Annotated in this window: 19 protein-coding genes and 1 pseudogene; 7 read left to right on the top strand and 13 right to left on the bottom strand. The window is 73.5% G+C overall.

The genetic code is table 11. The annotated features are described in order from the left end of the window. Positions 1-37 precede the first annotated feature (37 nt). Together OHS71_RS37560 and OHS71_RS37555 are read right to left on the bottom strand one after the other, a co-directional pair. Positions 38-1,363, bottom strand: coding sequence for an aldehyde dehydrogenase family protein (locus tag OHS71_RS37560; protein ID WP_328483786.1), 1,326 nt, complete (start codon positions 1,361-1,363; stop codon positions 38-40). A 111-nt stretch (positions 1,364-1,474) separates the two neighbouring features. Next, a pseudogene (locus OHS71_RS37555) lies at positions 1,475-2,059 on the bottom strand (RNA polymerase sigma factor); the annotation flags it as partial. Between the two features lie 114 nt (positions 2,060-2,173). Here OHS71_RS37555 and OHS71_RS37550 point away from each other — a divergent pair. Then, entirely contained in the window at positions 2,174-3,202 is a 1,029-nt protein-coding gene (locus OHS71_RS37550; RefSeq protein WP_328483785.1) for an acyl-CoA dehydrogenase family protein, read from the top strand. Here OHS71_RS37550 and OHS71_RS37545 read toward each other — a convergent pair. The 7 genes from OHS71_RS37545 to OHS71_RS37520 all read right to left on the bottom strand — a co-directional run bounded on the left by OHS71_RS37545 (position 3,167) and on the right by OHS71_RS37520 (position 9,401). Next, entirely contained in the window at positions 3,167-4,399 is a 1,233-nt protein-coding gene (locus OHS71_RS37545; RefSeq protein ID WP_328483784.1) for a hypothetical protein, read from the bottom strand. The two genes, OHS71_RS37550 and OHS71_RS37545, sit on opposite strands and share 36 nt — an antisense overlap. Positions 4,400-4,427: 28 nt before the next feature. Next, a complete protein-coding gene (locus OHS71_RS37540) occupies positions 4,428-4,868 on the bottom strand; it encodes a peptidoglycan-binding protein (protein ID WP_328483783.1) in 441 nt (146 codons plus the stop codon). Between the two features lie 167 nt (positions 4,869-5,035). After that, positions 5,036-5,590, bottom strand: coding sequence for an NADPH-dependent FMN reductase (ssuE, locus tag OHS71_RS37535; RefSeq protein ID WP_328483782.1), 555 nt, complete (start codon positions 5,588-5,590; stop codon positions 5,036-5,038). A 334-nt stretch (positions 5,591-5,924) separates the two neighbouring features. Continuing rightward, entirely contained in the window at positions 5,925-6,002 is a 78-nt protein-coding gene (locus OHS71_RS41445) for a putative leader peptide (RefSeq protein ID WP_350786652.1), read from the bottom strand. Positions 6,003-6,260: 258 nt separating this feature from the next. After that, on the bottom strand, positions 6,261-6,428 hold the full coding sequence (locus OHS71_RS37530; RefSeq protein WP_328483781.1) for a hypothetical protein: 168 nt from the start codon (positions 6,426-6,428) through the stop codon (positions 6,261-6,263). Between the two features lie 84 nt (positions 6,429-6,512). Next, positions 6,513-8,654, bottom strand: coding sequence for an MMPL family transporter (locus OHS71_RS37525; RefSeq protein WP_328483780.1), 2,142 nt, complete (start codon positions 8,652-8,654; stop codon positions 6,513-6,515). 240 nt (positions 8,655-8,894) lie between these two features. Beyond that, entirely contained in the window at positions 8,895-9,401 is a 507-nt protein-coding gene (locus OHS71_RS37520) for a MarR family winged helix-turn-helix transcriptional regulator (protein ID WP_398152346.1), read from the bottom strand. A 123-nt stretch (positions 9,402-9,524) separates the two neighbouring features. Between OHS71_RS37520 and OHS71_RS37515 the strand changes: the two genes are divergently transcribed. Then, on the top strand, positions 9,525-11,054 hold the full coding sequence (locus OHS71_RS37515) for an SDR family oxidoreductase (RefSeq protein WP_328483779.1): 1,530 nt from the start codon (positions 9,525-9,527) through the stop codon (positions 11,052-11,054). Positions 11,055-11,206: 152 nt separating this feature from the next. Beyond that, a complete protein-coding gene (locus tag OHS71_RS37510) occupies positions 11,207-12,580 on the top strand; it encodes a cryptochrome/photolyase family protein (RefSeq protein ID WP_328483778.1) in 1,374 nt (457 codons plus the stop codon). 374 nt (positions 12,581-12,954) lie between these two features. On the opposite strand, the gene OHS71_RS37505 is transcribed toward OHS71_RS37510, so the two are convergent. After that, positions 12,955-13,923 carry a MerR family transcriptional regulator gene (locus tag OHS71_RS37505; RefSeq protein WP_328483777.1) on the bottom strand — a complete coding sequence of 323 codons (969 nt, stop codon included), beginning with the start codon at positions 13,921-13,923 and terminating at the stop codon, positions 12,955-12,957. Between the two features lie 139 nt (positions 13,924-14,062). On the opposite strand from OHS71_RS37505, the gene OHS71_RS37500 reads away from it, so the two are divergent. Beyond that, positions 14,063-14,659, top strand: coding sequence for a sigma-70 family RNA polymerase sigma factor (locus tag OHS71_RS37500; protein WP_328483776.1), 597 nt, complete (start codon positions 14,063-14,065; stop codon positions 14,657-14,659). Positions 14,660-14,932: 273 nt separating this feature from the next. Further along, positions 14,933-15,373, top strand: coding sequence for an SPW repeat protein (locus OHS71_RS37495; protein WP_328483775.1), 441 nt, complete (start codon positions 14,933-14,935; stop codon positions 15,371-15,373). Positions 15,374-15,598: 225 nt separating this feature from the next. Here OHS71_RS37495 and OHS71_RS37490 read toward each other — a convergent pair whose 3' ends face one another. Together OHS71_RS37490 and OHS71_RS37485 are read right to left on the bottom strand one after the other, a co-directional pair. Continuing rightward, positions 15,599-16,375, bottom strand: coding sequence for a GNAT family N-acetyltransferase (locus OHS71_RS37490; RefSeq protein ID WP_328483774.1), 777 nt, complete (start codon positions 16,373-16,375; stop codon positions 15,599-15,601). 557 nt (positions 16,376-16,932) lie between these two features. After that, positions 16,933-17,715, bottom strand: coding sequence for a chaplin (locus OHS71_RS37485; RefSeq protein WP_328483773.1), 783 nt, complete (start codon positions 17,713-17,715; stop codon positions 16,933-16,935). A gap of 305 nt (positions 17,716-18,020) precedes the next feature. On the opposite strand from OHS71_RS37485, the gene OHS71_RS37480 reads away from it, so the two are divergent. After that, entirely contained in the window at positions 18,021-19,628 is a 1,608-nt protein-coding gene (locus tag OHS71_RS37480) for an alpha/beta hydrolase (RefSeq protein ID WP_328484769.1), read from the top strand. Next, positions 19,629-21,119, top strand: a complete 1,491-nt coding sequence (locus OHS71_RS37475; RefSeq protein WP_328483772.1) for an FMN-binding glutamate synthase family protein — start codon at positions 19,629-19,631, stop codon at positions 21,117-21,119. A gap of 22 nt (positions 21,120-21,141) precedes the next feature. Here the strand turns inward: OHS71_RS37475 and OHS71_RS37470 are convergent, their stop codons facing one another. Further along, the gene (locus OHS71_RS37470; protein WP_328483771.1) at positions 21,142-21,936 is read right to left on the bottom strand and encodes an alpha/beta fold hydrolase; all 795 of its coding nucleotides are present in this window, start codon (positions 21,934-21,936) and stop codon (positions 21,142-21,144) included. Positions 21,937-21,952: the final 16 nt, after the last annotated feature.

The raw sequence follows: 21,952 nt of genomic DNA, 5'->3' as shown, positions 1-21,952 counted from the left end.
TTCGCCCGCTGCGCCGACCGCTCGCATCCCGCGCCGCTCAGTGCAGCGGCTTCTCCAGGACCGCCTTGCGGTGGCTGAACGTCTCGATGGAGTAGCGCCCGTGGTAGCTGCCCATGCCGCTCTCGCCCACCCCGCCGAACGGCAGGTCGGAGACGGTGAGATGGGCGAGCGGGAGGCCGAACCCGAGGCCGCCGGAGGACGTCTGCGCGGCGATGCGGGCGCGGGTGCCGTCGGACTCGGTGAAGACGTACAAGGCGAGGGGCTTGTCCCGGTCGTTGATGAAGGCGATCGCCTCGTCCAGGCCGTCCACGGTGACGATCGGCAGGATCGGGCCGAAGATCTCCTCCCGCATGACGGGCGAGCCGGGGTCGACGTCGGCGAGCACGGTGGGCGCGAGGTACTTGTCCGTGCGGTCGGCGCCGCCGCCGACCACGATCCGGCCGGAGTCGAGCAGACCGGTGAGCCGGTCGAAGTGACGTTCGTTGACGATACGGCTGTAGGCGGCGGAGCTCTGCGGGTCGGTGCCGTAGAGCGTCTCGACCGCGTGGGCCAGCAGGGGTTCGAGGGCCGCGGCCGTCTCCGGGTCGGTGAGGACGTAGTCGGGGGCGACGCAGGTCTGGCCGGCGTTGAGGAACTTGCCGCGCGCCAACCGGTCCGCGACGACGGTGAGATCGGCGTCGCGGTCGACGAACGCCGGGGACTTGCCGCCGAGTTCGAGGGTGACGGGAGTGAGGTGCTCGGCGGCGGCGCGCAGGACGATGCGGCCGACGGCGCCGTTGCCGGTGTAGAAGATGTGGTCGAAGCGCTCGGCCAGCAGCGCGGTGGTCTCCGGCACCCCGCCCTCGACGACGGCGACCGCGTCGGTGTCGAGACGCGCCGGCAGCAGGCGGGCCAGCGCCGCGGAGGTGGCGGGGGCGAGCTCGCTGGGCTTCACGACGACCGCGTTGCCGGCGGCGAGGGCGCCGACCAGCGGGGCGAGCAGCAGCTGGGCGGGGTAGTTCCAGGGCGCGATGACGAGGACGACGCCGAGCGGGTCGTACTGCGTCCAGGCGCTCGCGTCGGCCCCCAGATGGGCAGGGACCGGGGCCGGCTCGGGGCGCAGCCACGCGTCCAGGTGCTCGAGGGTGTGGTCTATCTCCCGGACCGTGAAGTCGATCTCGGTCCGGTAGGCCTCGGCGGAGCTCTTGCCCAGGTCGGCGTGGAGCGCGTCGGCCAGTTCGGCGCCCTGCTCCGTGAGCAGCGCGCGCAGGTGGCGCAGCTGCTGTGTGCGCCAGGCGACGGGCTTGGTGCGTCCGGTGCGGAAGGCGGCACGCAGCCGGGCTACGACGTCGGCGGGCTGCTCGGGAGTGGCGGCGGTGGTCACGGTGCCTCGCTGGGGTGCACGGGCCTCGCGGCCCTGGGTTCTCGGTGCGAGCGGTCAGCTCGATGTATATACCAACCTTTCGTCCGCCAAAATACATTCCCGGAACGACGACTATTCGTCGGCGTCCGTTGCCAGAGCGCGTCCGCGCCGGTCGAGGAAGGCCCGTTCCGCCGGGCTCCGGCTCAGCGCCAGAGCCTCGTCGTAGGCATGCCGGGCTTCGGTGACCCGGTCCAGACGGCGCAGCAGGTCCGCGCGTACCGCGTGCCAGACGTGGTAGCCGCCGAGGTCCAGCGCGTCCACGAGGTCGAGGGCCCGGGCCGGCCCCTGGGTCTGCGCCACGGCGACCGCCCGGTTCAGCGCCACGACCGGACTCGGGGCGAGGGCCATGAGCTGGTCGTACAGCCGCAGGATCTGCCGCCAGTCGGTGTCCGCGGCGGTCGGGGCGTCGCTGTGGACGGCCTGGATCGCGGCCTGGATCTGGTACGGCCCGGGCCGGCCGCGGCGCAGACAGGCACGGACGAGTGACTGTCCTTCCGCGACCAGTTCCCGGTCCCATCGGCCGCGGTCCTGCTCGGGCAGCGGGACGAGCGTGCCGTCGGCGTCCTCCCGCGCGGCCCGGCGGGACCGGACGAGCAGCATCAGCGCCAGCAGGCCGGTGACCTCGGGCTCGTCCGGCATCAGCTCGGCGAGGAGCCGGCAGGTAGTGCTTCATGACGTCCTCCGGGTCGTCGTGCCGTTCTGTCACCTCCTACACGAACGGCGGCCCTCCGGATCGACACCCCGCGCCACGGAAGCGGAAGAATCCTGCCCATGACCGCCGCGCACCCCCTCGTCGCCCGCGCCCGCCGCCTCGCGGACGACCTCCTCGCCCCGCACGCCGAACGCGTCGACCAGGGGGAGGTCCCCGCGGGCCACCTCGCGGAGATCAGGCGCTCGGGTCTGCTCGGGCTGAACGCGCCGAAGGAGTGGGGCGGGGCCGCGGCGCCCGCCGCGGTGACGCGCGAGACGGCGGAGATCCTGGCCGGGGCGTGCTGCTCGACCTGGTTCGTGCAGACACAGCACCACACACCGGTGGGCACGCTGGCCAGGAGCGAGGGCCCGGCGCGCGAACGCCTGCTGGGCCGGCTGGCCTCGGGCGAGCTGCTCTCCGGGGTGGCGTACGCGCATCTGCGGGCTCACCCGCGTCTCCCCGTCCGGGTCTCCCGGGAGCGGGGCGGCCGGCGCTTCGACGGCACGGTCCCCTGGTACACGGGGTGGGGCCTGAACGACGTGATGCTCCTCGCCGGGGTCACGGACTCGGACGAGGCCCTGTTCGCCTTCGCCGAGGCGCGGGAGCAGCCGGGTCTGCGGGCGTCGGCCCCGATGCGCCTCGCCGCCCTCACCGCGACCCGTACGGTGTCGCTCGAGCTGGACGGCCTGTGGCTGCCGGAGGAGGCGGTCGTGCTGCGCATCCCCTACGCGCAGTGGGCGGCCACGGACCGCGCGAAGACCGTCGACGCCAACCCGGCGGTATTCGGCATCACGGAGACGGCCCTCACCCTGCTGGACGAGAACACGGCGGCCCCGCTGCGCGCCCGTCTCACGGCCGTCCGCGCCCGGGCCTACGCCCTGGCCGACCGTGCGGGACCCCAGGAACACCTTTCGGAGCGCCTGGCCCTGAGGACCCGGGCCCACGGGGTGATGCAGGCCGCCACCACGGCGGCGGTGGTGACCGGAGGCGGCCGCTCCATGCTGCTGACCGGCAGGGCCCAACGTCTCGCGAGGGAAGCCCTGTTCCTCATGGTCCAGGCCCAGACACGGGAGTCACGCGCCGCGCACCTCGGCGCGCTGGCCGGGTGACGTCCCGGCCGGTTCGCGGCGCCCTTCGCCGTCGCTGTCCGCGGCCGGCGCCCCGGCTGTCCCGGGCTGCTCGTCGCCGCCGCTCGCGCCGAGCGCGGCGGTCTCGGGGTCGGCGCCCGCGCCGGTCGGCCGGCCCACTTCCGACAGGGTCATCTGTGCGCGTTCGTCGACCAGGCGGGTGACCAGGTGCTGCGCGGCGCCGAAGACCGCGGCCCAGGCGAGGACCTGCGCTCTGCTGTCCAGGTCGCTGAGCCCGGGGACGAAGGCACCCCTGATCAGCAGTACGCCGAGGAAGGCCGAGAGGGCGCCGGTGGGGAACTTCAGCACCGCCGAGGCCAGGGGCAGCATGTAGGGGGCGCTGGTGCCCCGTATGCGCCGCAGTGAGGCGATGACGGTGAGGGCCGCGCCGGCCAGCCCGGCGATCTCGACCGTGAGGATGTCCCTCGGCAGGGCGTGGCTGCCGGCGGACCTGCCCTTCATCGCGGTCGGGTAGTCCTTGCTGGGGCACACGACGTCCATCACCTGCGTGTCGTCGGGGCCGGCTTTGGGCGTGAAGCACAGACTCAGCGAACTCGGGAAGAACCAGCCGTAGAGGGCGAGGCCCGTCACACCGAGAAGGACCACGAAGGTGGCGGTCCACAGGATGTTGCGCAGGCTGCGGACCCGGGCCAGTTCGGCGTCCAGGTTCTCGTACGCGCCGTCGAGCGCCCGGACCATGAGCGCCCGGTCGCTCGGCGTCGGGCCCACGGAGACGATGTGCCCGATCCGCTGGGCGAGCCTGACGCGCTGGGGGTTGTCCTTGTCCAGATGGCGCCGGACCAGTGCCAGGACCTCGCCGGCGCGGCCCGCGGCCTCCGCGTCGGACACCAGCTGGAGCAGGAGCACGTCGGCGTCGCGCAGATTGGCCCAGACGCCCTCGCGGGCGGTCGCGCCCGACCAGGGCCGCCGCCATCCGAATCTCTCGTCCGCAGCAGCACGGGCCTTTTCGAGATGGCCTCGCATTCCCTCGAGGAGGGCCTTGCGGCCGTCGGGGCGAGGCCTTGCCTCCTGGCGTTTCAACTGCGCTTCGAGAGCGGCGAGACGGGCCGTGGCCCGTGCCCGCCAGGGCGAGCGCGGCGGTCGGGTGCGCGGCTTCACCGCGCGCCCTCGGCGCGTACGGGCCGAGAGGTCCTCATCGACCGCCGCGGAGTTGTCCATCGCCGATCTCCGTCGCCGACGGGGCGGGCTATTCGCTCATGTGGAGGGCGGGTACGTGGAGCCGCTCCCAGGACTGCCGCCCCGGGGTGCCGTCCGCGTCGCCGCCCGTGAAGCCGAGCTTGCGCTGCCACTTGGCGTAGGACCTGCGATCGTCCTCGCTCCACTGGAGATCCGGCTCGTCGGGATAGGCCGAGCAGCCCTCCTCGACGAGGCGCCAGCCCATGACCTCGATGATCGGGCTGCTCACGGACGACTGGAAGAAGTCCTTGCCGGGGAAGGGCTCGTCGTCGGCGGCCGGCACGGTGGCCGGCTCCGTCACGCGGACCCGCTGGCCCACGTGGATCACGTTCGGATTCTTGATCTGAGGGTTCCACTTCGTGATCTGGGCCAGTGTCACATGGAACTTGACCGCGATTTTGGAGAGCGAGTCGCCCTCCCTCACCACATAGAATTCCGGTGTCGTATTCATACGGACCATGCTAATGACGAACCGGGAAGAATTCGACACGGACAACCCACCGGGGAAAGCCAGTTGAATGTTCGCCAATTGAATATTCGATTGAACCGCTCATGGAATTCCGCGATGTCGTGGCGCGCGCACGGAAGGCCCCGGCAGCCCGCGACGGCATCGTGCGCTCAGCTCGCCGCGGCCAGGTACGGCGTCCGCCCGAGCGCGGCCGAGAACTGGTCGACGACCTGGGTGAGCGCCTCGGTGGCGGCCGGGGCGATGGTGATGGATCCGTCCTCGTGGGCGGTGATGTCCTTGTCGAGGGTGAACCAGCCCTGCACGACATGGGCCGCGCCCATGGAGTTGAGCACGGGACGCAGCGCGTAGTCGATGGCCAGGACGTGAGCGGTGGAGCCGCCCGTGGCCAGGGGCAGGACCGTCTTGCCGGTCAGCGCGTACTGCGGGAGCAGGTCGAGGAGCGCCTTGAGGACACCGGAGTATGACGCCTTGTAGACCGGGGTGCCCACGACGACGCCGTCGGCGCGCGCCACCAGCTCGGTCGCCTCGACGATGGCCGGGTGACGGAAGTCCGCGCCGAGCAGCGCCTCGGCGGGGATCGTACGGACGTCGAGCGGGATCACCTCGTGCCCCTGGGCGGCGAGCCGCTGGTCGAGGTGGCGCAGCAGACGGCCGGTGCGGGAGGAGACGGAAGGACTGCCGGAGACGGACAGGACGGTGGCCATGAATCCTCTTTCGAAGGAGCGCGGGGCGACCCGGCTTAGCCGGGCGCCCCGGTTGGAGGTGGTCAGAAGTACCGGGCGGATTCGGGCGGTTCGCCACTTCCGTCGCACACCCGGGGCAGGGCGTGCTCCCGGAACCACCCGGTCCCGGAGCAGGCGAAGCCCACGACCGCGGCGGACATGCGGAATTCCTGGAGCGGAATGTTCCCGGGCACGTCGCGTTCGTGGCGCGCACAGGCCGCCGAGGGGCTTGCGGACGCCATGAAGTGGGCGGCCGTGATGAATTCGGCCGGGAAGCCGGGAAGAAGGAAAAGCGCGGCGGATCGCGAGAAGGGGATCAGGCCGCGGCGCAACAGGAGGCACTGGAGACGCGCGCGAGGTCGACATGGCGTCGCCGCGTGAGGTCCAGTCGCATCTGCATGTCATTGATCGTGGCAGCCGTCCGCGACGGCAGTCAAGGCAAATCCGACCGGTCTCGTATCGCGGACCACCGGCTTTCCCATGGGCGTGACGGTCGGACCCCTTCAACCGCGCCGGTACGGGGCCGAGTCTGGCGGGTCGTGCGCGCGGACCGGCTCACCGCGCGCCCGCACCGGCCGACGGCGGGCGGGAGCCGGAAAGGGACCGGCCGCCGAAGACCGGTCCCGCTCCGAGCCCGCCCGCCCGCGGCGGTTCAGTCCTCGTCGCCCACAGGGACCACGACGAGGAAGGCATCCGACTTCAGGTCCATGACCACGGTCGCGGGCTCCCCCTCGGCCCGCCGCCGCGCCGCGTACTCCTCCGCCGGCCACGACCCTCGCGGGGATCCTGCGGGGAAACGCTCCAAGACCTTCGCGCTCATAGCGGCAGCACCTCCCGGTACGGAACGGACAGCTTCTCCGTACTGCGGCTTCCCAGGATCGCCCCCGACATGTCCGACAACCCTTCAGAAACGTCCCGACGGGTCGTCATCCGCCGTGTCACGGCCGCGGCTGAGCCGTCCCGGCCACCAGGCGCGGGCGCCGATGTCGCGCACCAGTGCGGGCACGAGCAGCGAGCGCACGACGAGGGTGTCGAGCAGGACGCCGAAAGCGACGATGAAGGCGATCTGGGCGAGGAAGGCCAGCGGGATCACCCCGAGCGCGGCGAAGGTGGCGGCGAGCACCACACCGGCCGAGGTGATGACCCCGCCGGTGGTGACCAGACCCCGCCGGACCCCCTCACGCACGCCGTGCCGCAGGGACTCCTCACGCACCCGGGACATGAGGAAGATGTTGTAGTCGACGCCCAGCGCCACCAGGAACACGAAGCCGTACAGGGGCACGGAGGGGTCGGTGCCGCTGAAGCCGAACACGTGCCGGAACACGAGGCCCGAGACGCCCAGGGTGGCGAGGAAGTTCAGCGCCACCGTGGCCACCAGCAGGGCGGGCATCAGCAGCGAGCGCAGCAGAACGGTGAGGATGAAGAAGATGATGGCGAGGACGACGGGGACGATGAGGGTGCGGTCGCGTTCGGCGGTGCGCAGGGTGTCGTACCGCTGGGCCGTGTAGCCGCCCACGAGGGCGTCCGCGCCGGGAACGGCGTGCAGGGAGGTGCGCAGACGCGCCACCGTCCGCAGGGCCGCGTCGCCGTCGGCGGCGGAGGCGAGGGTGACGTCGACCCGCACCCGCCCACCGGCCACCAGGGGCTCGCCGCCGGGACGACCGGACGCGGTGACGGCGGCCGCCGAGGCTACGCCCCTCGTCGCGCGGGACGCGGCGAGGACCTCCGTCAGCCGGTCGGCGTCCGCGACGACCACGGTGGGATTGCCTGAGCCTCCCGGGAAGTGCCGGGCGAGGGTCTCCTGCGCGGCGACGGAGGGGGCGTCGTTCACGAAGATCTCGTCGAGGGGCACGCCCTTCGAGGCGAGCGTGGGGGCGAAGGCGGCCCCCGCCAGCAGGACCGCGAGGGTCACGGCCCAGACGCGGCGCGGCGCCCGGTCGACGAGGCCGGCGACGCGCTGCCAGACGCCGTGCCCCGTGCTCCCCGACGTCACGCGGGCGGGCCAGTACGCGGCCCTGCCGAGAAGGACGAGGACGGCGGGCAGGAAGGTCAGTGTGCTCAGCACGGCGCAGCCGATACCGACGGCGCCGACCGGTCCGAGGGCGCGGTTGTTGGTGAGGTCGCTGATCAGCAGGGCGAGCAGCCCCAGGGCGACGGTCGCGGCGCTGGCCGTCACCGCGCCCCAGGACTTGCGCAGCGCCGCCGTCATGGCGGCGAACCGGTCGGTGCGCGCGACGAGTTCCTCCCGGTAGCGGGCGGTGAGCAGCAGGGCGTAGTCGGTGGCCGCGCCGATCACGAGGATGGAGAGGATGCCCTGGACCTGCCCGTCGACACGCACCACGTCGTGGTCGGCGAGCGCGTACACGACCGCGCAGGCGAGACCGAGGGCGAAGACCGCGCCGAGGATGATCACCAGCGGGAGCAGCACGCTGCGGTACACGAGCAGCAGGATGACGAGGACGGTCGCCAGGGCGACGGCGAGCAGCAGTCCGTCGATGCCGGCGAAGGCGTCGGACAGGTCCGCCCGGCTCGCGGCAGGCCCGGCCAGCCGGACCGTCGTGCCGGGGACGCGTTCGGCGGCGGCGCGGATCTTGTCGAGGGTGGGGGCGAGTCGGTCACCGAGGTCGGGTCGCAGCGGCACCACGCCTTCGATGGCCTTCCCGTCGTCGGAGAGCAGCGCGGGCGACACCTCCCCGGACACCCCCTCGTCGTCGGCGAGGGAGACGAGCGCGCGGCCGGCGGCGTCCAGCCGGTCCCTGACGCCTGCCCCGTCTGCGGGGCCGTCGGCTGCGCTTCTGCCGCCCGCCGTCCAGACGACGATCGCCGGGAGCGTCTCGTCCTGCCGGAAGGCGCGTTGCGCGGCGACGACCTCGGTGGACTCGGCGCTGCGCGGCAGGAAGGCGGCCTGGTCGTTGGTGGCGACCTCGCCGAGCCGCCCGGCGTAGGGGCCGAGGGTGCCGCCGACGCCAAGCCATACGACGACGAGCAGGACCGGGACGCGCCAGCGGGCGCGCCGGGGCGTGGTGCGTCGGGAGGTGGTGGACATCGTTCTCCAGTTCGGGACGGCGATGGGTACGGACCCGGCCGCGCCCGGGCACGGACTTACGGGCACGTGGACACATCGACATGTCGGCTCGTCGAAACGTCGGTGCCGGGGTCGACGAGCACAGGTATCTCAACAACAAACAATCTCAATGATTGAGTAAGTTAGCGCTCGAGTGATCGTAGACGTTGCCCGTCCTTCTGCCCGCGGCCGGCCCCCGGATGCGCCGGGCCGCCATCCGTCTCAGCGTCCCGGCGGGGTGATCCCGGACAGTTCCTCGCCCATCGCGGTCAGGAAGCGCAGCACCACCGACAGCTCCTCCTCGGTGAAACGGGAGCGTGCGGCCCGGGTGGCCTCGGCCAGCGGCCGGAAGTAGGTGCGGGCCACCGACCGGGCGTCGGCCGCGTAGTACAGGTGGACCACCCTGCGGTCCGCGTTCTCGCGGACCCGGCGGATGTGTCCCGCACGCTCGAGCCGGTCCACGCACGCGGTGACGGCGCCGGAGGTGAGCCCCAGATGCTCGCGCAGCCGCTTCGGAGTCATCGGCTCGTCGGCGTCCAGGATCGCCGCGAGTGCCTGGACGTCCGTCGCGTGCAGCCCCTGATCGCCCGCGAAGCCGTGCACCAGCCGGTTGATCTCGCCGTTCATCCGCCGCAGCCGAACGGCGAAGGCATGCAGGTCGGTCGGCGCCTCGGACGCCTCGGACGGCTGTCCCGGCACCCGCCCCTCACGGTCGTTCGCTGTGGCCACGAGGTCAGCGTAGTCGCCGTCCGCGATCACTCGTTCGTGCGCACAAGCCCCTGCCGCATCCGCGGGCCCGCCCCGCGTGGAAGCGATCTGCGAGGGGGCCATCCACGCGAAGGAGCGAGGCTCATGACCGGAGACGGCCGCGGCACCGGAACGCTCTGCCTGGTGACCGGCGCCACGGGATACGTCGGCGGCCGGCTCGTCCCGGAACTGCTGGCCGCGGGCCACCGGGTGCGCTGCGTGGCCCGCTCCCCCGACCGGCTGCGCGACCACCCGTGGGCCGGCGACGTCGAGACCGTACGCGGGGACGTCACGGACGCCGCGTCGGTCGGGGCGGCCCTGCGCGGCGTCGACGTCGCGTACTACCTGGTGCACGCGCTGGGGACCGGAGAGGACTTCGAGGCGACCGACCGGCGGGCGGCGCGGATCTTCGGTGAACAGGCGCGCGCGGCGGGAGTGCGCCGCATCGTCTATCTCGGCGGCCTCACACCGGCCGGCGTGCCCGAGCGGGAGCTCTCGCCGCACTTGCGCTCACGCGCCGAGGTGGGGCACATCCTGCTGGAATCGGGCGTCCCCACCACCGTGCTGCGGGCCGCGGTCGTGATCGGCTCGGGCTCGGCCTCCTTCGAGATGCTGCGCTACCTGACCGAGCGGCTGCCGGTGATGGTCACGCCGAGCTGGGTGCACACCCGGATCCAGCCCGTCGCCGTCCGCGACGTGCTGCGCGCCCTCGTCGGCTCGGCCGGGATGCCGGACGACGTCAGCCGGGCCTTCGACATCGGCGGCCCGGAGGTCCTCACGTACCGCGAGATGATGATCCGCTACGCCGCCGTCGCCGAACTGCCCCGCAGGCTCATCCTGTCGGTGCCGATGCTCACCCCCGGGCTGTCCAGCCACTGGGTCGGCCTGGTGACTCCCGTACCGGCCTCGATCGCCCGGCCGCTCACCGAGTCGCTGCGGCACGAGGTGGTCTGCCGCGAGCGCGACCTCGCCCGCTACGTGCCGGACCCGCCCGGCCACCCGCTCGGCTTCGACGAGGCGGTCCGGCTCGCCCTGCGCAGGGTGCGGGACGCGCGGGTCGCCACCCGGTGGTCCTCCGCGTCCGTCCCGGGCGCCCCCAGCGACCCGCTGCCCACCGACCCCGGCTGGGCCGGCGGCAGCCTCTACAGCGACGTCCGCGAACTGCCCGTCGACGCCCCGCGCGCTTCCCTGTGGCGGGTGATCGAGGGCATCGGCGGCGACAACGGCTGGTACTCCTTCCCCCTCGCCTGGGCCGTGCGCGGCCGTCTCGACCGGATGGCCGGCGGGGTGGGGCTGCGCCGCGGCCGCCGGGACGCGGCCCGGCTGCGGGTGGGCGACTCGCTGGACTTCTGGCGCGTGGAGGCGATCGAACCCGGCCGTCTGCTCCGGCTGCGGGCCGAGATGCGGCTGCCGGGCCTGGCCTGGCTGGAGCTGCGCGCGGAGACCGACGCGGACGGCCGCACCCGCTTCCGCCAGCGGGCGCTGTTCCATCCCCACGGACTGCTCGGCCACGCCTACTGGTGGAGCGTCTCCCCGTTCCACGCCCTGGTGTTCGGCGGCATGGCCCGCAACATCGCCCGGGCGGCCTCGGCGGGAGCGGCGGACCGCCCACGGGAACGGGCCTCGTCGAGCTGACCGGACGGACAGCGGCCCGGACGCCCCCGAGGTCACGGTCCGCGGTCCCCCCTGCCACCAGCCCGCAGTCACCGGGGCCCCTCCCACCGTCCGTCTCCCGCCCCAACCGCCCCTCCCGCGCCCTGTTCTGCACCTCTCCCCGGAGCCCGTCCATGAACGTCTCGCTCGTCCTGTTCACCGCGGATCTGCGTCTGCACGACCACCCGCCCCTGTGCGCGGCCCTGGAAGGGGCGCGGCAGGTGGTCCCGCTGTTCGTGCGCGACCGGGCGGTGGACGCCGCCGGATTCGCCGTGCCGAACCGGCTGGCGTTCCTCGCCGACTGTCTTCGCGACCTCGACGCGGGGCTGCGCGAGCGCGGCGGCCGGCTCGTCCTGCGCTCGGGCGACCTGGTGGAGCAGGTGTGCCGGGTGGCGGGCGAGGCGGAGGCGGACGAGGTCCACCTGGCCGCCGACGGGAGCACGCACGCGCGCCACCGCGAGGAACGGCTGCGGCGCGCCCTGGAGGCGGACGGCGTACGGCTCCATGTGCACGACGCGGTGACGACCGCCGTCGATCCCGGGGCGGTGACCCCCGGCTCGTCTGACCACTTCGCCGTCTTCACGCCGTACTTCCGGCACTGGTCGCAGTGGCGGCTGCGCGAGCCGCTCGACGCGCCCAGGACCGTACGGGTCCCGGACGGCGTCGGCTCGGAGGACCTGCCGGCCCGCGAGGGGGTGCGCGGACTGTCTCCGGGACTGGCCGCGGGAGGCGAACGGGAGGGCCGGGAGCGGGTCGCCTCATGGCTGCGTCACGGCATCGACGCCTACGAGGACCGGCACGACGACCTGGCCGGTGACGCGACCTCCCGGTTCTCGCCCCATCTGCACTTCGGCACCCTGTCCCCGGTGGAACTCGTCCACCGGGCGCGTCGTGCGGGCGGTCCGGGAGCCGAGGCGTTCGTGCGGCAACTGGCCTGGCGCGACTTCCACCGTCAGGTGCTGGCGGCCCGGCCCGACGCCGCGAGCACCGACTACCGCACCAAACGCGACCGCTGGCGTTCGGAGCGGACGGCACGCGCCGACGTGGACGCGTGGCGGGAGGGCCGGACCGGCTACCCGGTGGTGGACGCGGCGATGCGGCAGCTGCGCCACGAGGGGTGGATGCACAACCGGGGCCGGCTGCTGACCGCGAGCTTCCTCACCAAGACGCTGTACGTCGACTGGCGCGTCGGCGCCCGGCACTTCCTGGACCTGCTGGTCGACGGGGACGTGGCGAACAACCAGCTCAACTGGCAGTGGATGGCGGGGACCGGCACCGACTCGCGGCCCAACCGGGTCCTCAACCCCGTCACCCAGGCGAAGCGCTACGACCCCGACGGGGCGTATGTGCGGCGCTGGCTGCCGGAGCTCGAGAAGCTGGCGGCGCCCGTCGTGCACGAGCCGTGGAAGCTGCCGGAGGCGGACCGGGCTGCGCTCGACTACCCGGATCCCATCGTCGGTCTCGCGGCGGGACTCACCCGCTTCAGGCAGGCCCGGGAACGCACCTGAGCAGCCCTCACCGGGCGGATGCGGTGCGCGCCGGGTCCGGAGAGCCCGGCGGGGTCCGGCGGGGTCCGGCGGGGTCCGGCGGGGTCCCGAGAGCCCGGCGGGTCCGGTGAGCCCGGCGGGTCTGGAGGATCCGGAAGGTCCGGAGAGCCCGGCGAGGTCCGGCGGGATCCGGAGAGCCCGGCGGGATCCGGAGAGCCCGGCGGGACCGGAGGGGTCCGGCGGGATCCGGAGAGCCCGGCGGGACCGGAGGGGTCCGGAGAGCCCGGCGGGATCCGGAGAGCCCGGCGGGATCCGGAGAGCCCGGAGGGATACGGGTCGCCCGGAGGGATACGGGTCGCCCGGCCCCGGCCGGGCTCCGCGGGGCTCGCGCCTCGTCAGGTGCCGTACAGCCCGGCCAGCATCGTCAGGGCGTCGCCCAGGCCGGTAGGGCGGGGCAGGCCCGGGGCGGGGCGACCGGCCCAGCCGGGGCCGCCGAGCAGCACGGCCGGGGCCCGGCGGGCTCCGGTGACGCCCCAGCGGGACTCCGCGACATGCCGGGCGAGGGGCAGGCTCGCGGTGGAACGCGCCTGGGCCCACAGCACCACGGCGGCCGGGCCGAGCCGCTGCACGATCGCGGTCAGCGCCTCCACCGGCACCGCCGCCCCGAACATCCGGGTGGGGACGCCGAGCCGGCCGAGCCCCGCGTTCAGCGCCTCCAGCGGCAGACTGTGCTGTTCGCCCGGTACGCAGGCCAGCACCACCGGCCCCGGGCCGCCCGCCGCGTCTCCCGGGCCGGCCGGGCGGGTGGCGCGGCGCAGGGCGGTGGAGACGTGCCAGGACAGCAGGTGCTCCACCTCGATGTACCGGTCGCCGGAAGAGGCCCACTTGCGTCCCACGGCGTGCAGCGTCGGCACCATCACCTCCTGCCACGCCACAGTGAGTCCGTGCCGTTCGACGGCCGTGTCCAACTGCTCCGCGACAGCCGGCGCGTCGAGCCGTACCGCGGCGCGCGCCAGCCCCCGGCACTCCTGACGGACGTCGCCGCCGACGAACGTCAGGGCGCCGGTCCCGCCGGCCCGTGCGGTGACCGCGGACGGCGGATCCGCGGCGGGCGGAAGCAGCCCTTCCTTCGCGGCGCGGGCCGCGTCCGCGGGTGGCACACCGGACGCGGTGAGCCGGCACATCGTCTCCAGCACGGCCACGTCGTCCGGCCGCCAGCGCCGGTGCCGTCCGTCGGCGCGGACGGCGGGCCCGATGCCGTAGCGGCGGTCCCAGGAACGCAGGGTGGTGGGCGCCACGCCCAGTCGGCGGGCCAGTGCCCCGGTCGTCAGGCCGGTGTCGTCCGGGCTCGGGAACGCGCTCATGGGACGACGATACGACGCAGAACCGATGCGTGTTGAGGCGCCTCGGGTGCGAATCGCAGGATGACGTCACCGGGGCCCGCCCCGCAGGACGTTCCGGAACGGCCTGGGCGCAGGCCTCCCGACGCGAGGAGCCTTCGTCATGAGCCCGTACCCGACCGCCGTGTCCTGTTCCGCACCGACCGAGGACTCGCTCACCGACGAGGAACTCGCCCGGGGCCTGGCGTCGGGGGACGAGGCGTCCCTGGCCGCGGTGTACCGCCGTTGGCGCACCCTGGTGCACTCGCTCGCCTGGCGTTCCCTGGGCGACGCCAGAGAGGCCGAGGACGTGACGCAGCAGGTGTTCATCGGGGTGTGGAGCGGGCGTGCGGGCTATCGGCCCGAGCGCGGCGCGCTCGGCGGCTGGATCGTGGGCATCACCCGACGCAAGATCGCTGACGCCCTGGCGGCCCGGACCCGCCGTCAGGAACTCGTGACCTCGGCCGGGTCCTGGCTCGCCCTGCGCGACCCGGGTCACGACCGGCCCGAGGAGGCCCTGGAGCGCGTACTGGTCCGCGGCGAACTCGCCCGGCTCCCGGCACCGCAGCGGCGGGTGCTGCGACTGACGTTCTACGAGGACCTGACTCAGACGCAGATCGCCGAGCGCACGGGCTGGCCCCTGGGCACGGTCAAGAGCCACGCCCGTCGTGGCATGCGCCGTCTGCGCGGCCTCCTGGAACCCGGGCAGCACGCCGGCTGAGCCGCCCCCTTCGCAGACGCCGTCACCTGCGAACGCGCTTTCGATGCACAAACGCTGCGTTCGAGCGTATGCCTTCGGATGCCCGGCCGGAAGACGTTTCGCGGAGGCGGCTCGGACAGCCAAACCCCTCGGCGACCGGACATCCATGGGTATTTCGCACTTGCCTGCCCCACCTCTACACATAAAGGAGAAATAAGAGCAAAATGAGAGGGCGCGGCACTTACCGCACACCGCTCCTCAGCGGTCGGGCCCAAGAGTCGAAGGAGACGGATCATGGCCAACGTCTCGCCCACCAGAGGTGACATGTCGACGCATCCCGATGTTCCCGAGATGCAGGCGCGGTACGCCCGCATGCTCGGCGGTCGCGATGTGGCGCTCGTCGACGGACCGGTGTTCCTGCTCGGTCTGTACTGCGCCGTGTCCCCGTGGATCCTCCACTACACCGTGAGCCAGCCGGCGCTCGCCACCCACAACCTGATCGTCGGGATCGCGATCGGCCTGCTGGGCCTCGGATTCACCGCGGCTCCCGCTCGCATGTACGGCCTGAGCTGGGCCATGTGCGCGGCGGGCATCTGGATGATCGTCGCACCCTGGGTCGTCGGCGACAGCCCGGACGCCGGCGTCGCGGTCAACAACATCATCATCGGCGCGCTGGCCCTGATCCTGGGCCTGATGTGCACCATGACGGCGGCCAGGAGCACGCCCGAGCGGTAGCGGCCACTCGAACCCCGGACGAGGGCCGGGCCGGGCCGCCCGTGCGGACCGGCCCGGCCTTCATGCCGTGCCGCCCTTCCCGGTGGACCCGCGAGGCAACCCGTCCCCGCGCGTCCCCCGCGCCTCGGAGCCGGCCCTGGCGTGGTCGCGGTCACCGGGCCTGGCGTCGGCGTTTTCGGCCTCGTGCTCGCGCTCGTCGGCCCCGGCGCATTCCCCGTGTCGGCCCTACCGCGCGTACACGTAGGGCGTCGTGGCGCTCAGGGGTGCGAAGCCGAGGCGTTCGAGAATCGGGCGGCTCTGGTCCGAGGCGTCGACCTGGAGATAGCGGTAGCCACGGTCGGCGGCGATACGGGCGCGGTGGGCGATCAGGGCGCGGTAGACGCCCCGGCCACGCCAGCCCTCGACGGTGCCGCCGCCCCACAGGCCCGCGAACCTCGTTCCCGGTATGAGTTCCATCCGGGCCGAGCTCACCGGCACGTCGTCGGCCATCGCAAGGAGGGCCACGAGGGAGTCCGGGTCGGCGGAAAGCCGGGCGATCAGGAGATCCCGCAGCCAGGAGCCGTCGCTGCCGAAGGCCTTCTCGTTCGCCTCGACCATGAGTTCGACACCGGCCTGGTCGGTGACGGGGACGATCCGGACACCCTCGGGCGGTTCGGCGTCCACCAGTTGGTCACCGGTCTCCCCGATCATCAGGGTCTCCTCCGGGTCGGCCGTGAATCCGGCCGCCGTGAGCCGTCGGCCGAGGTCGGCCGGACGGTCGTGCCCGTACAGCTTCCACTCGAACTCGTGGCCGAGGCCGGTGAAGTAGGCGACCTGTTCCGCGATCACGGCGTCGGCGTCGGCGGAGTCGAGGTCCGACCAGAGCACACCGCTCCAGCCGCCCTGGCCGCCGACATGGCGGACCACGCTCCCGGTCCGTTCGACACGGGCGTCCGAGCTCTCCGGGCGGGCGCCTTCGCGCATGTCCCGGTCGTACAAAGCGAGTACCGCGGCATGATCCATGCGCTCACTCCAGCACCCCGGCCCGGCCCCCACAACGGAATTACCGGCGCGGCGCCGAGCGGAGCGCGCCCGTGCCGTACGGCCGCACCGCGGCCGGACACGCGCTCAGCCGGCCGCGGTTGCACTCCGGGCAGTACGACGGGGGCATCGGCGCAGGCCCGCCGACCGGAGGGGTCGTGCAGAAGCCGCCGGGCGCGGCGGCGCTGCCGTGGGCGGCGCTGCCCCTCGTCACGCCGGCCCTCACCGCGGTCGGCCGCCCGGGGGGCCGCGGTGAGGGCCTTCCGGCGACGCGCGGCCGACCGTCGACGGAGGCGGTGATCAGCCCGGCCGTCGGGGGCCGGGCCGCGGCGGATCCCCCGCGGCAGACCGCTCACGGCCGAGCCCGCCGCCACCGTTCCCGTCGGCGCCGCCCCCCTGCCCGTCCACCTGACCTGACGGCATTCCGTTCGGAGTGGGCACGGCGGGCCCCGTCAGATCGCCGCAGGCCCCTGCCCCCGGCTCGGGGCCTGGCCCGAGGTGGCCGCGGGGCCTGCGTGCCGTCCCTCGCGTGGGGCGGCTCAGCGCTCCGTGCGAGGGCGGAACCGGCGCTGGAGGGCCGCTCCGCCGAGGAGCAGGGCCGCGCTGCCCGCGAGGGCGGGCAGGGTGGCGTCGGCCCCCGTGTGGGCGAGGGAGCCCCCGGCCTCGGGCACCGGGACCTGGGTTGCCCGGGAGGGCTCCTGCGGAACGGCCCCCGGGTCCTGGTACTCGGGCTCCGAGGGCAGGTCGTGCCGGGTCGGCGGCTGCTGCGCGGGCCCGCCGGGCTGTTCGGGCTTCTCTCCGGAGGCGTTGACGGACTCGTTGCCGAACGCCGGGTCCCCGATGCCGACGACGTTCACGCTGTTGCCGCTGACGTTCACCGGGAGCTGGACCGGCAGCTGGACGCCGTTGCCGGAGACGACGCCCGGCGAGTCCTCAGCGGCGCCCTGCGCGATGGCGCCGCCGGAGGACTCGTGGTGCGTCCCGGAAGTGGCGGTGCTCCCGGAGGACGCGTGGTGCGTCCCGGAAGTGCCGGTGGCGCCGCTCCCGGAGGACGCCTGGTGCGTCCCGGAGGACGCGGCCCCGCCCTTGTTGGCGCAGGCGTTGCCCGCCGCGGGGTTCAGCACGCCCACCACGTTCACCGTGTTCCCGCACAGGTTCACCGGGAGGTGCACCGGCAGCTGGACGCCGTTGCCGGAGATCACTCCGGGCGAGCCGGCCGCAAGGCCGTTCGCCGCGGAGTCGGCGTGTGCGGGCAGTGTCACAGCCATCGCGCCGGAGACTGCGGCGACGGCCATCACACCGGTTCGGGTAACCCGTCTCATGGGTCCCTGCCTTCCAGACAAAAGTCGCGGGCACTCGCCCGCACCCGATAGAACGCCGGCGAACCGTCCGGGTTATGCCTGAACGTCCTTTCACCCTTTTGGCGGTCCCCCTCCCGGCGCTCTTGTCGAACTGGTGTCAAACCCGTCACGGGGGCGCCCCGCGGTGTGCCGGGCCACGGCCGGTGAGCGGTCCTGGCGGGGCCGGTCCGGGGGCCGGCCCCGCCCGGAGGCGGGGCGTCGGCAGGCCGCTTATCGTGAGCGAGGGCGCCGTTCCCGGACCGCTGCGGGCGTCCCTGGAGGCACTGATGCTGGCCAAGCTGCCGACGCGGCCCGGGCTGCGACACTGCGCGCTCGCCGCGACCGCCGCGCTGACCCTGCTGAGCGCGGGCATACCGACGGCGACCGCGAACCGCAGCGCCGACGGAGGCGACCGTCCCGGCCTGTCCCGGTTCTACGGCCAGAAGGTCGCCTGGTCCGCGTGCCGGGGCGACGGCATGCCCGAAGACCTCCAGTGCGCCGCGCTGACCGTCCCTCTCGACTACAGCCGTCCCAAGAGCGGCACGCTTCACCTCGCACTCGCCCGTTACCGGGCGACGGGCGACAAGCGGGGCTCGGTGGTCCTCAACTTCGGCGGCCCCGGAGGTCCTGGGGTGCCCGAACTCGCCCATAGCAGCAAGGAGTTCATGGATCTCACGGACGGCTACGACGTGGTGTCCTTCGATCCGCGGGGCGTCGGCCGCTCCTCGCCCGTCAGCTGCGGCGCCGGCGAGGACAGCGGTCTCGCCTCCCTGGACGACGACTCGGCCCTCCCCGACCCGCAGGCGCTCCTCGGCCGGCTGAAGCAGGTCGCCGCCGACTGCGCCGAGCACTCCGGACCGGTCCTGCCGCACATCGGCACGGTCGACGCGGCCCGGGACCTGGACGTGATGCGCGCGGCGCTGGGCGACGACAAGCTCAACTACCTGGGTTTCTCGTACGGCACCCGGCTCGGCGCGGTGTACGCCGCCCAGTTCCCGGACAAGGTGGGCCGACTGGTCCTCGACGGCGTGGACACGCTGACCGAGCCGCTCACGGAACAGGGCATAGCGGGCGCCCGGGGGCAGCAGGTGGCACTGGACGACTTCGTCGGCTGGTGCGCGAAGGACATAGCCTGCCCGTTCGGTCAGGATCCGCGGGTGGCCCGCGAGCAGGTCGTCCGGCTCGTGCGCTCGCTGGACGAGGACCCGGTGCCGACGGACTTCGGCGACGACTTCTCCGGCCAGGACCTCGTCGGTGCCCTCGGGCAGGGGCTGTACAGCCGGGAACTGTGGCCCCTGCTGGAGCGGGCGCTTGCCCAGCTCGTCGAGAGCGGCGACGCCAGTGGTGTCCTGGGGTTCGCGACCGGCGGCTTCGCTTTCCCGCTGCGGACCGCGGGCCGCGTCGATCCGACCCCCGGGGCGCTCGTCGACGAGGAGGACGTCCCCCTCGACAACCTGCCGGCCGCGCTGATGGCGATCAACTGCGCCGACGACCCGGACCGCCCCACGGTCGCGCAGATCACGGCGGACCTCAAGCGGCTGCGGGCCGCGTACGACAAGGCCTCACCGGTCTTCGGCCGGTACCGCCTCACCCAGGTGCTGATGTGCTACGGCCGCCCCAGGGGGACCGAGTTCATCCGCGACGAGGTGAAGGACCTGGGCGCCCCGAAGATGCTGCTGGTCGGCACGCGCGGCGACCCGGCGACGCCGTACCGCTGGACCGAGGAGACGGCGGCGCGTCTCGGTTCGCCGGCCGTGGTGCTCGACAACAAGGGCGACGGCCACACCGGGTACGGGTCGTCCAAGTGCGTGCACCGCAAGGTCGACGACTTCCTGCTGTATGGCTCGCTCCCGCCCAGCGGCAGTTCCTGCGGGCCCGACCAGGACGACGGCTGAGTGCGCCGGTTCCTGCCGCTGCTGCTCGTCTGGGTCCTCGCGGCGGGGGTGGCGGCCGCCTCGCTCACCCGGTCGCCGTGGTGGTGGCTCGCGGCCGGACCGCTGCTGGCGGCGGCCGGCCTGGGCGCCCGGGACCTGCTCCAGCGGCGCCGCCCCGTCCTGCGCAACCACCCACTGGTCGGCCGGCTGCGGTACCCGGTGGAACGGGTGCCCGGCCCTTCCTCGGGCACCGGCCGGCGGGAGCCGCCCGCCGGCGACACAGACGTGGACGAGTATCTGGTGCCCTCGCTGCGACCGGTCGAGCCGGCCGGGGAACCGCCGCTGGTACGGGTGGGCGGGCCGGACTGCTCCCAGCCCTACGACATGGCGCTGCTGAACGTGTCCGCGATGAGCTTCGGGGCGCTGTCCTCACGCGCGGTCCTCGCCCTCAACCGGGGAGCGGCGCTCGGGCGCTTCGCGCACGACACCGGGGAGGGCGGGCTGTCGGAGCACCATCTGCGGGGCGGGGGCGACCTCGTCTGGGAGATCGGCACGGGGTATTTCGGCTGCCGCGGCGCCGACGGCGGCTTCGACGCACGGGAGTTCGCGGACAAGGCGGCGCTGCCCGAGGTGAGGTGCGTGTCGTTGAAGCTGTCCCAGGGCGCGTTCCCCGGCGGCGGCGCGGTGCTGCCCGGGGTGAAGGTGACGGCCGAGATCGCACGGGAGCGGAAGGTCGCGGTGGGCGCGACGGTGGTGTCGCCGCCCTTCCACCGCGTGTTCGCGACGCCGCGTGAACTGGTGCTGTTCCTGGCCCGGCTGCGTGGGCTCGCGGGCGGCAAGCCGACCGGTTTCAAGCTGTGCGTGGGGTCGCGGCGGGAGTTCCTCGCGGTGTGCAGGGCCATGGTGGCGGAGGGGCTGACACCCGATTTCGTGGTGGTGGACGGGGCGGAGGGCGGCACCGGCGCCGGGCCGGCGGGGTCCGCCGGTCAGCTCGGCATGCCTCTCACCCAGGGACTGGTCACCGTGCACAACGCGCTGGTCGGCGTGGGGCTCCGGGACCGGATCCGGATCGGGGCGAGCGGCCGAGTGGCCACCGGCTCGGACGTCGTCACCCGTCTCGCGCAGGGTGCCGACTACACCAACGCGGCGCGCGCGATGATGCGCGCCGTCGGCTGTGCCGGCGCCCTGCGCTGCCACACCGGTACCTGCCCGTCCGGCGTCGCGACCCAGGATCCGCTGCGGGCCCGCGCCCTCGACGTGGCCGCCAAGGCCCGGCAGGTCCGGCGCTACCAGCAGGAGACGGTCCATGACGCCCTGCGGATCATGGCGGCGATGGGCATCCGCGAGCCGGCCGGAGTCACGCCCTCCCACCTGGTCCGCCGGACCGGACCGGGCACGTTCCGCTCGTACGCGGAACTGTACGAGTGGCTGGCGCCGGGAGAGCTGCTCGCCGGTCCGCCGCAGTCCTGGGAGGCGGACTGGAAGGCGGCGGACCCGGACAGCTTCGGCTGACGCGGACGACGCGATCGGACGATCACTCGGACGGCCGGACGGGTTGGACGCCCACGAACGCGTCGATCGCGGCCGTCAGCTCGGCCGGCTTCTCGACGGGCAGTTCGTGGCCCGCGTCGAGGATGCGGACGGTGGCGTCCGGATAGGCCTTGGCCATGCGCAGCATCTGCTTCACCGGAAGCTGGATGTCGTGGTAGCCGTGGATCATCAGGGTCGGGGTACGGATCTCCCCCACCCGGTCCAGGACGTCGAAGGCGCGCATGGCCCCGTACAGCGTCATGACGACCTCACGCGGGGTGTCCGCGGAGGCCTTGACGTACGCGCGGATCTCCTCGCGGGGGTAGCCGGGGGCGAAGGCGCGCTGGATGTTGGCGGCGACGAACAGCTTGAACGGGACGAGCGTGGAGACGCCCATCAGCAGACCCCTGCCCCGGCTGTAGGTCATCCGGCCGATGGAGTTGACCAGCACCATGCGCTCCACCCGCTCGGGGTGGGAGAGCGCGACCGTCTGCGAGATCATCCCGCCCATCGAGTGGCCGACCAGCACGAACCGTTCGATCTCCAGGTGGTCGAGGAGGGCGAGGAGGTCCCCCGCCAGCTCCTCGACCGTCTTCACGCCCGCGCCGCCGCTCTCGCCGTGGCCCCGCAGGTCGAACCGGATCACCCGGCGCTTCCGGGCGAAGTGGGCCACCTGGTGGTCCCAGCGGTGCCTGTTCGCCGTCCAGCCGTGCACGAAGACCAGGGGTACGCCCTCGCCGTCGCGCGGGCCCTCGTCGTCGTACGTCAGTGCTGCGCCGGCGACTTCGAGCTGCGGCATGGTGCCTCCTGCGGTG

The organism is Streptomyces sp. NBC_00377, from assembly GCF_036075115.1.
In the GTDB taxonomy this organism is placed as follows: domain Bacteria; phylum Actinomycetota; class Actinomycetes; order Streptomycetales; family Streptomycetaceae; genus Streptomyces.
Note: the sequence above shows the minus strand (reverse complement) of the source record. Positions and strands in the feature narration are given on the sequence as shown.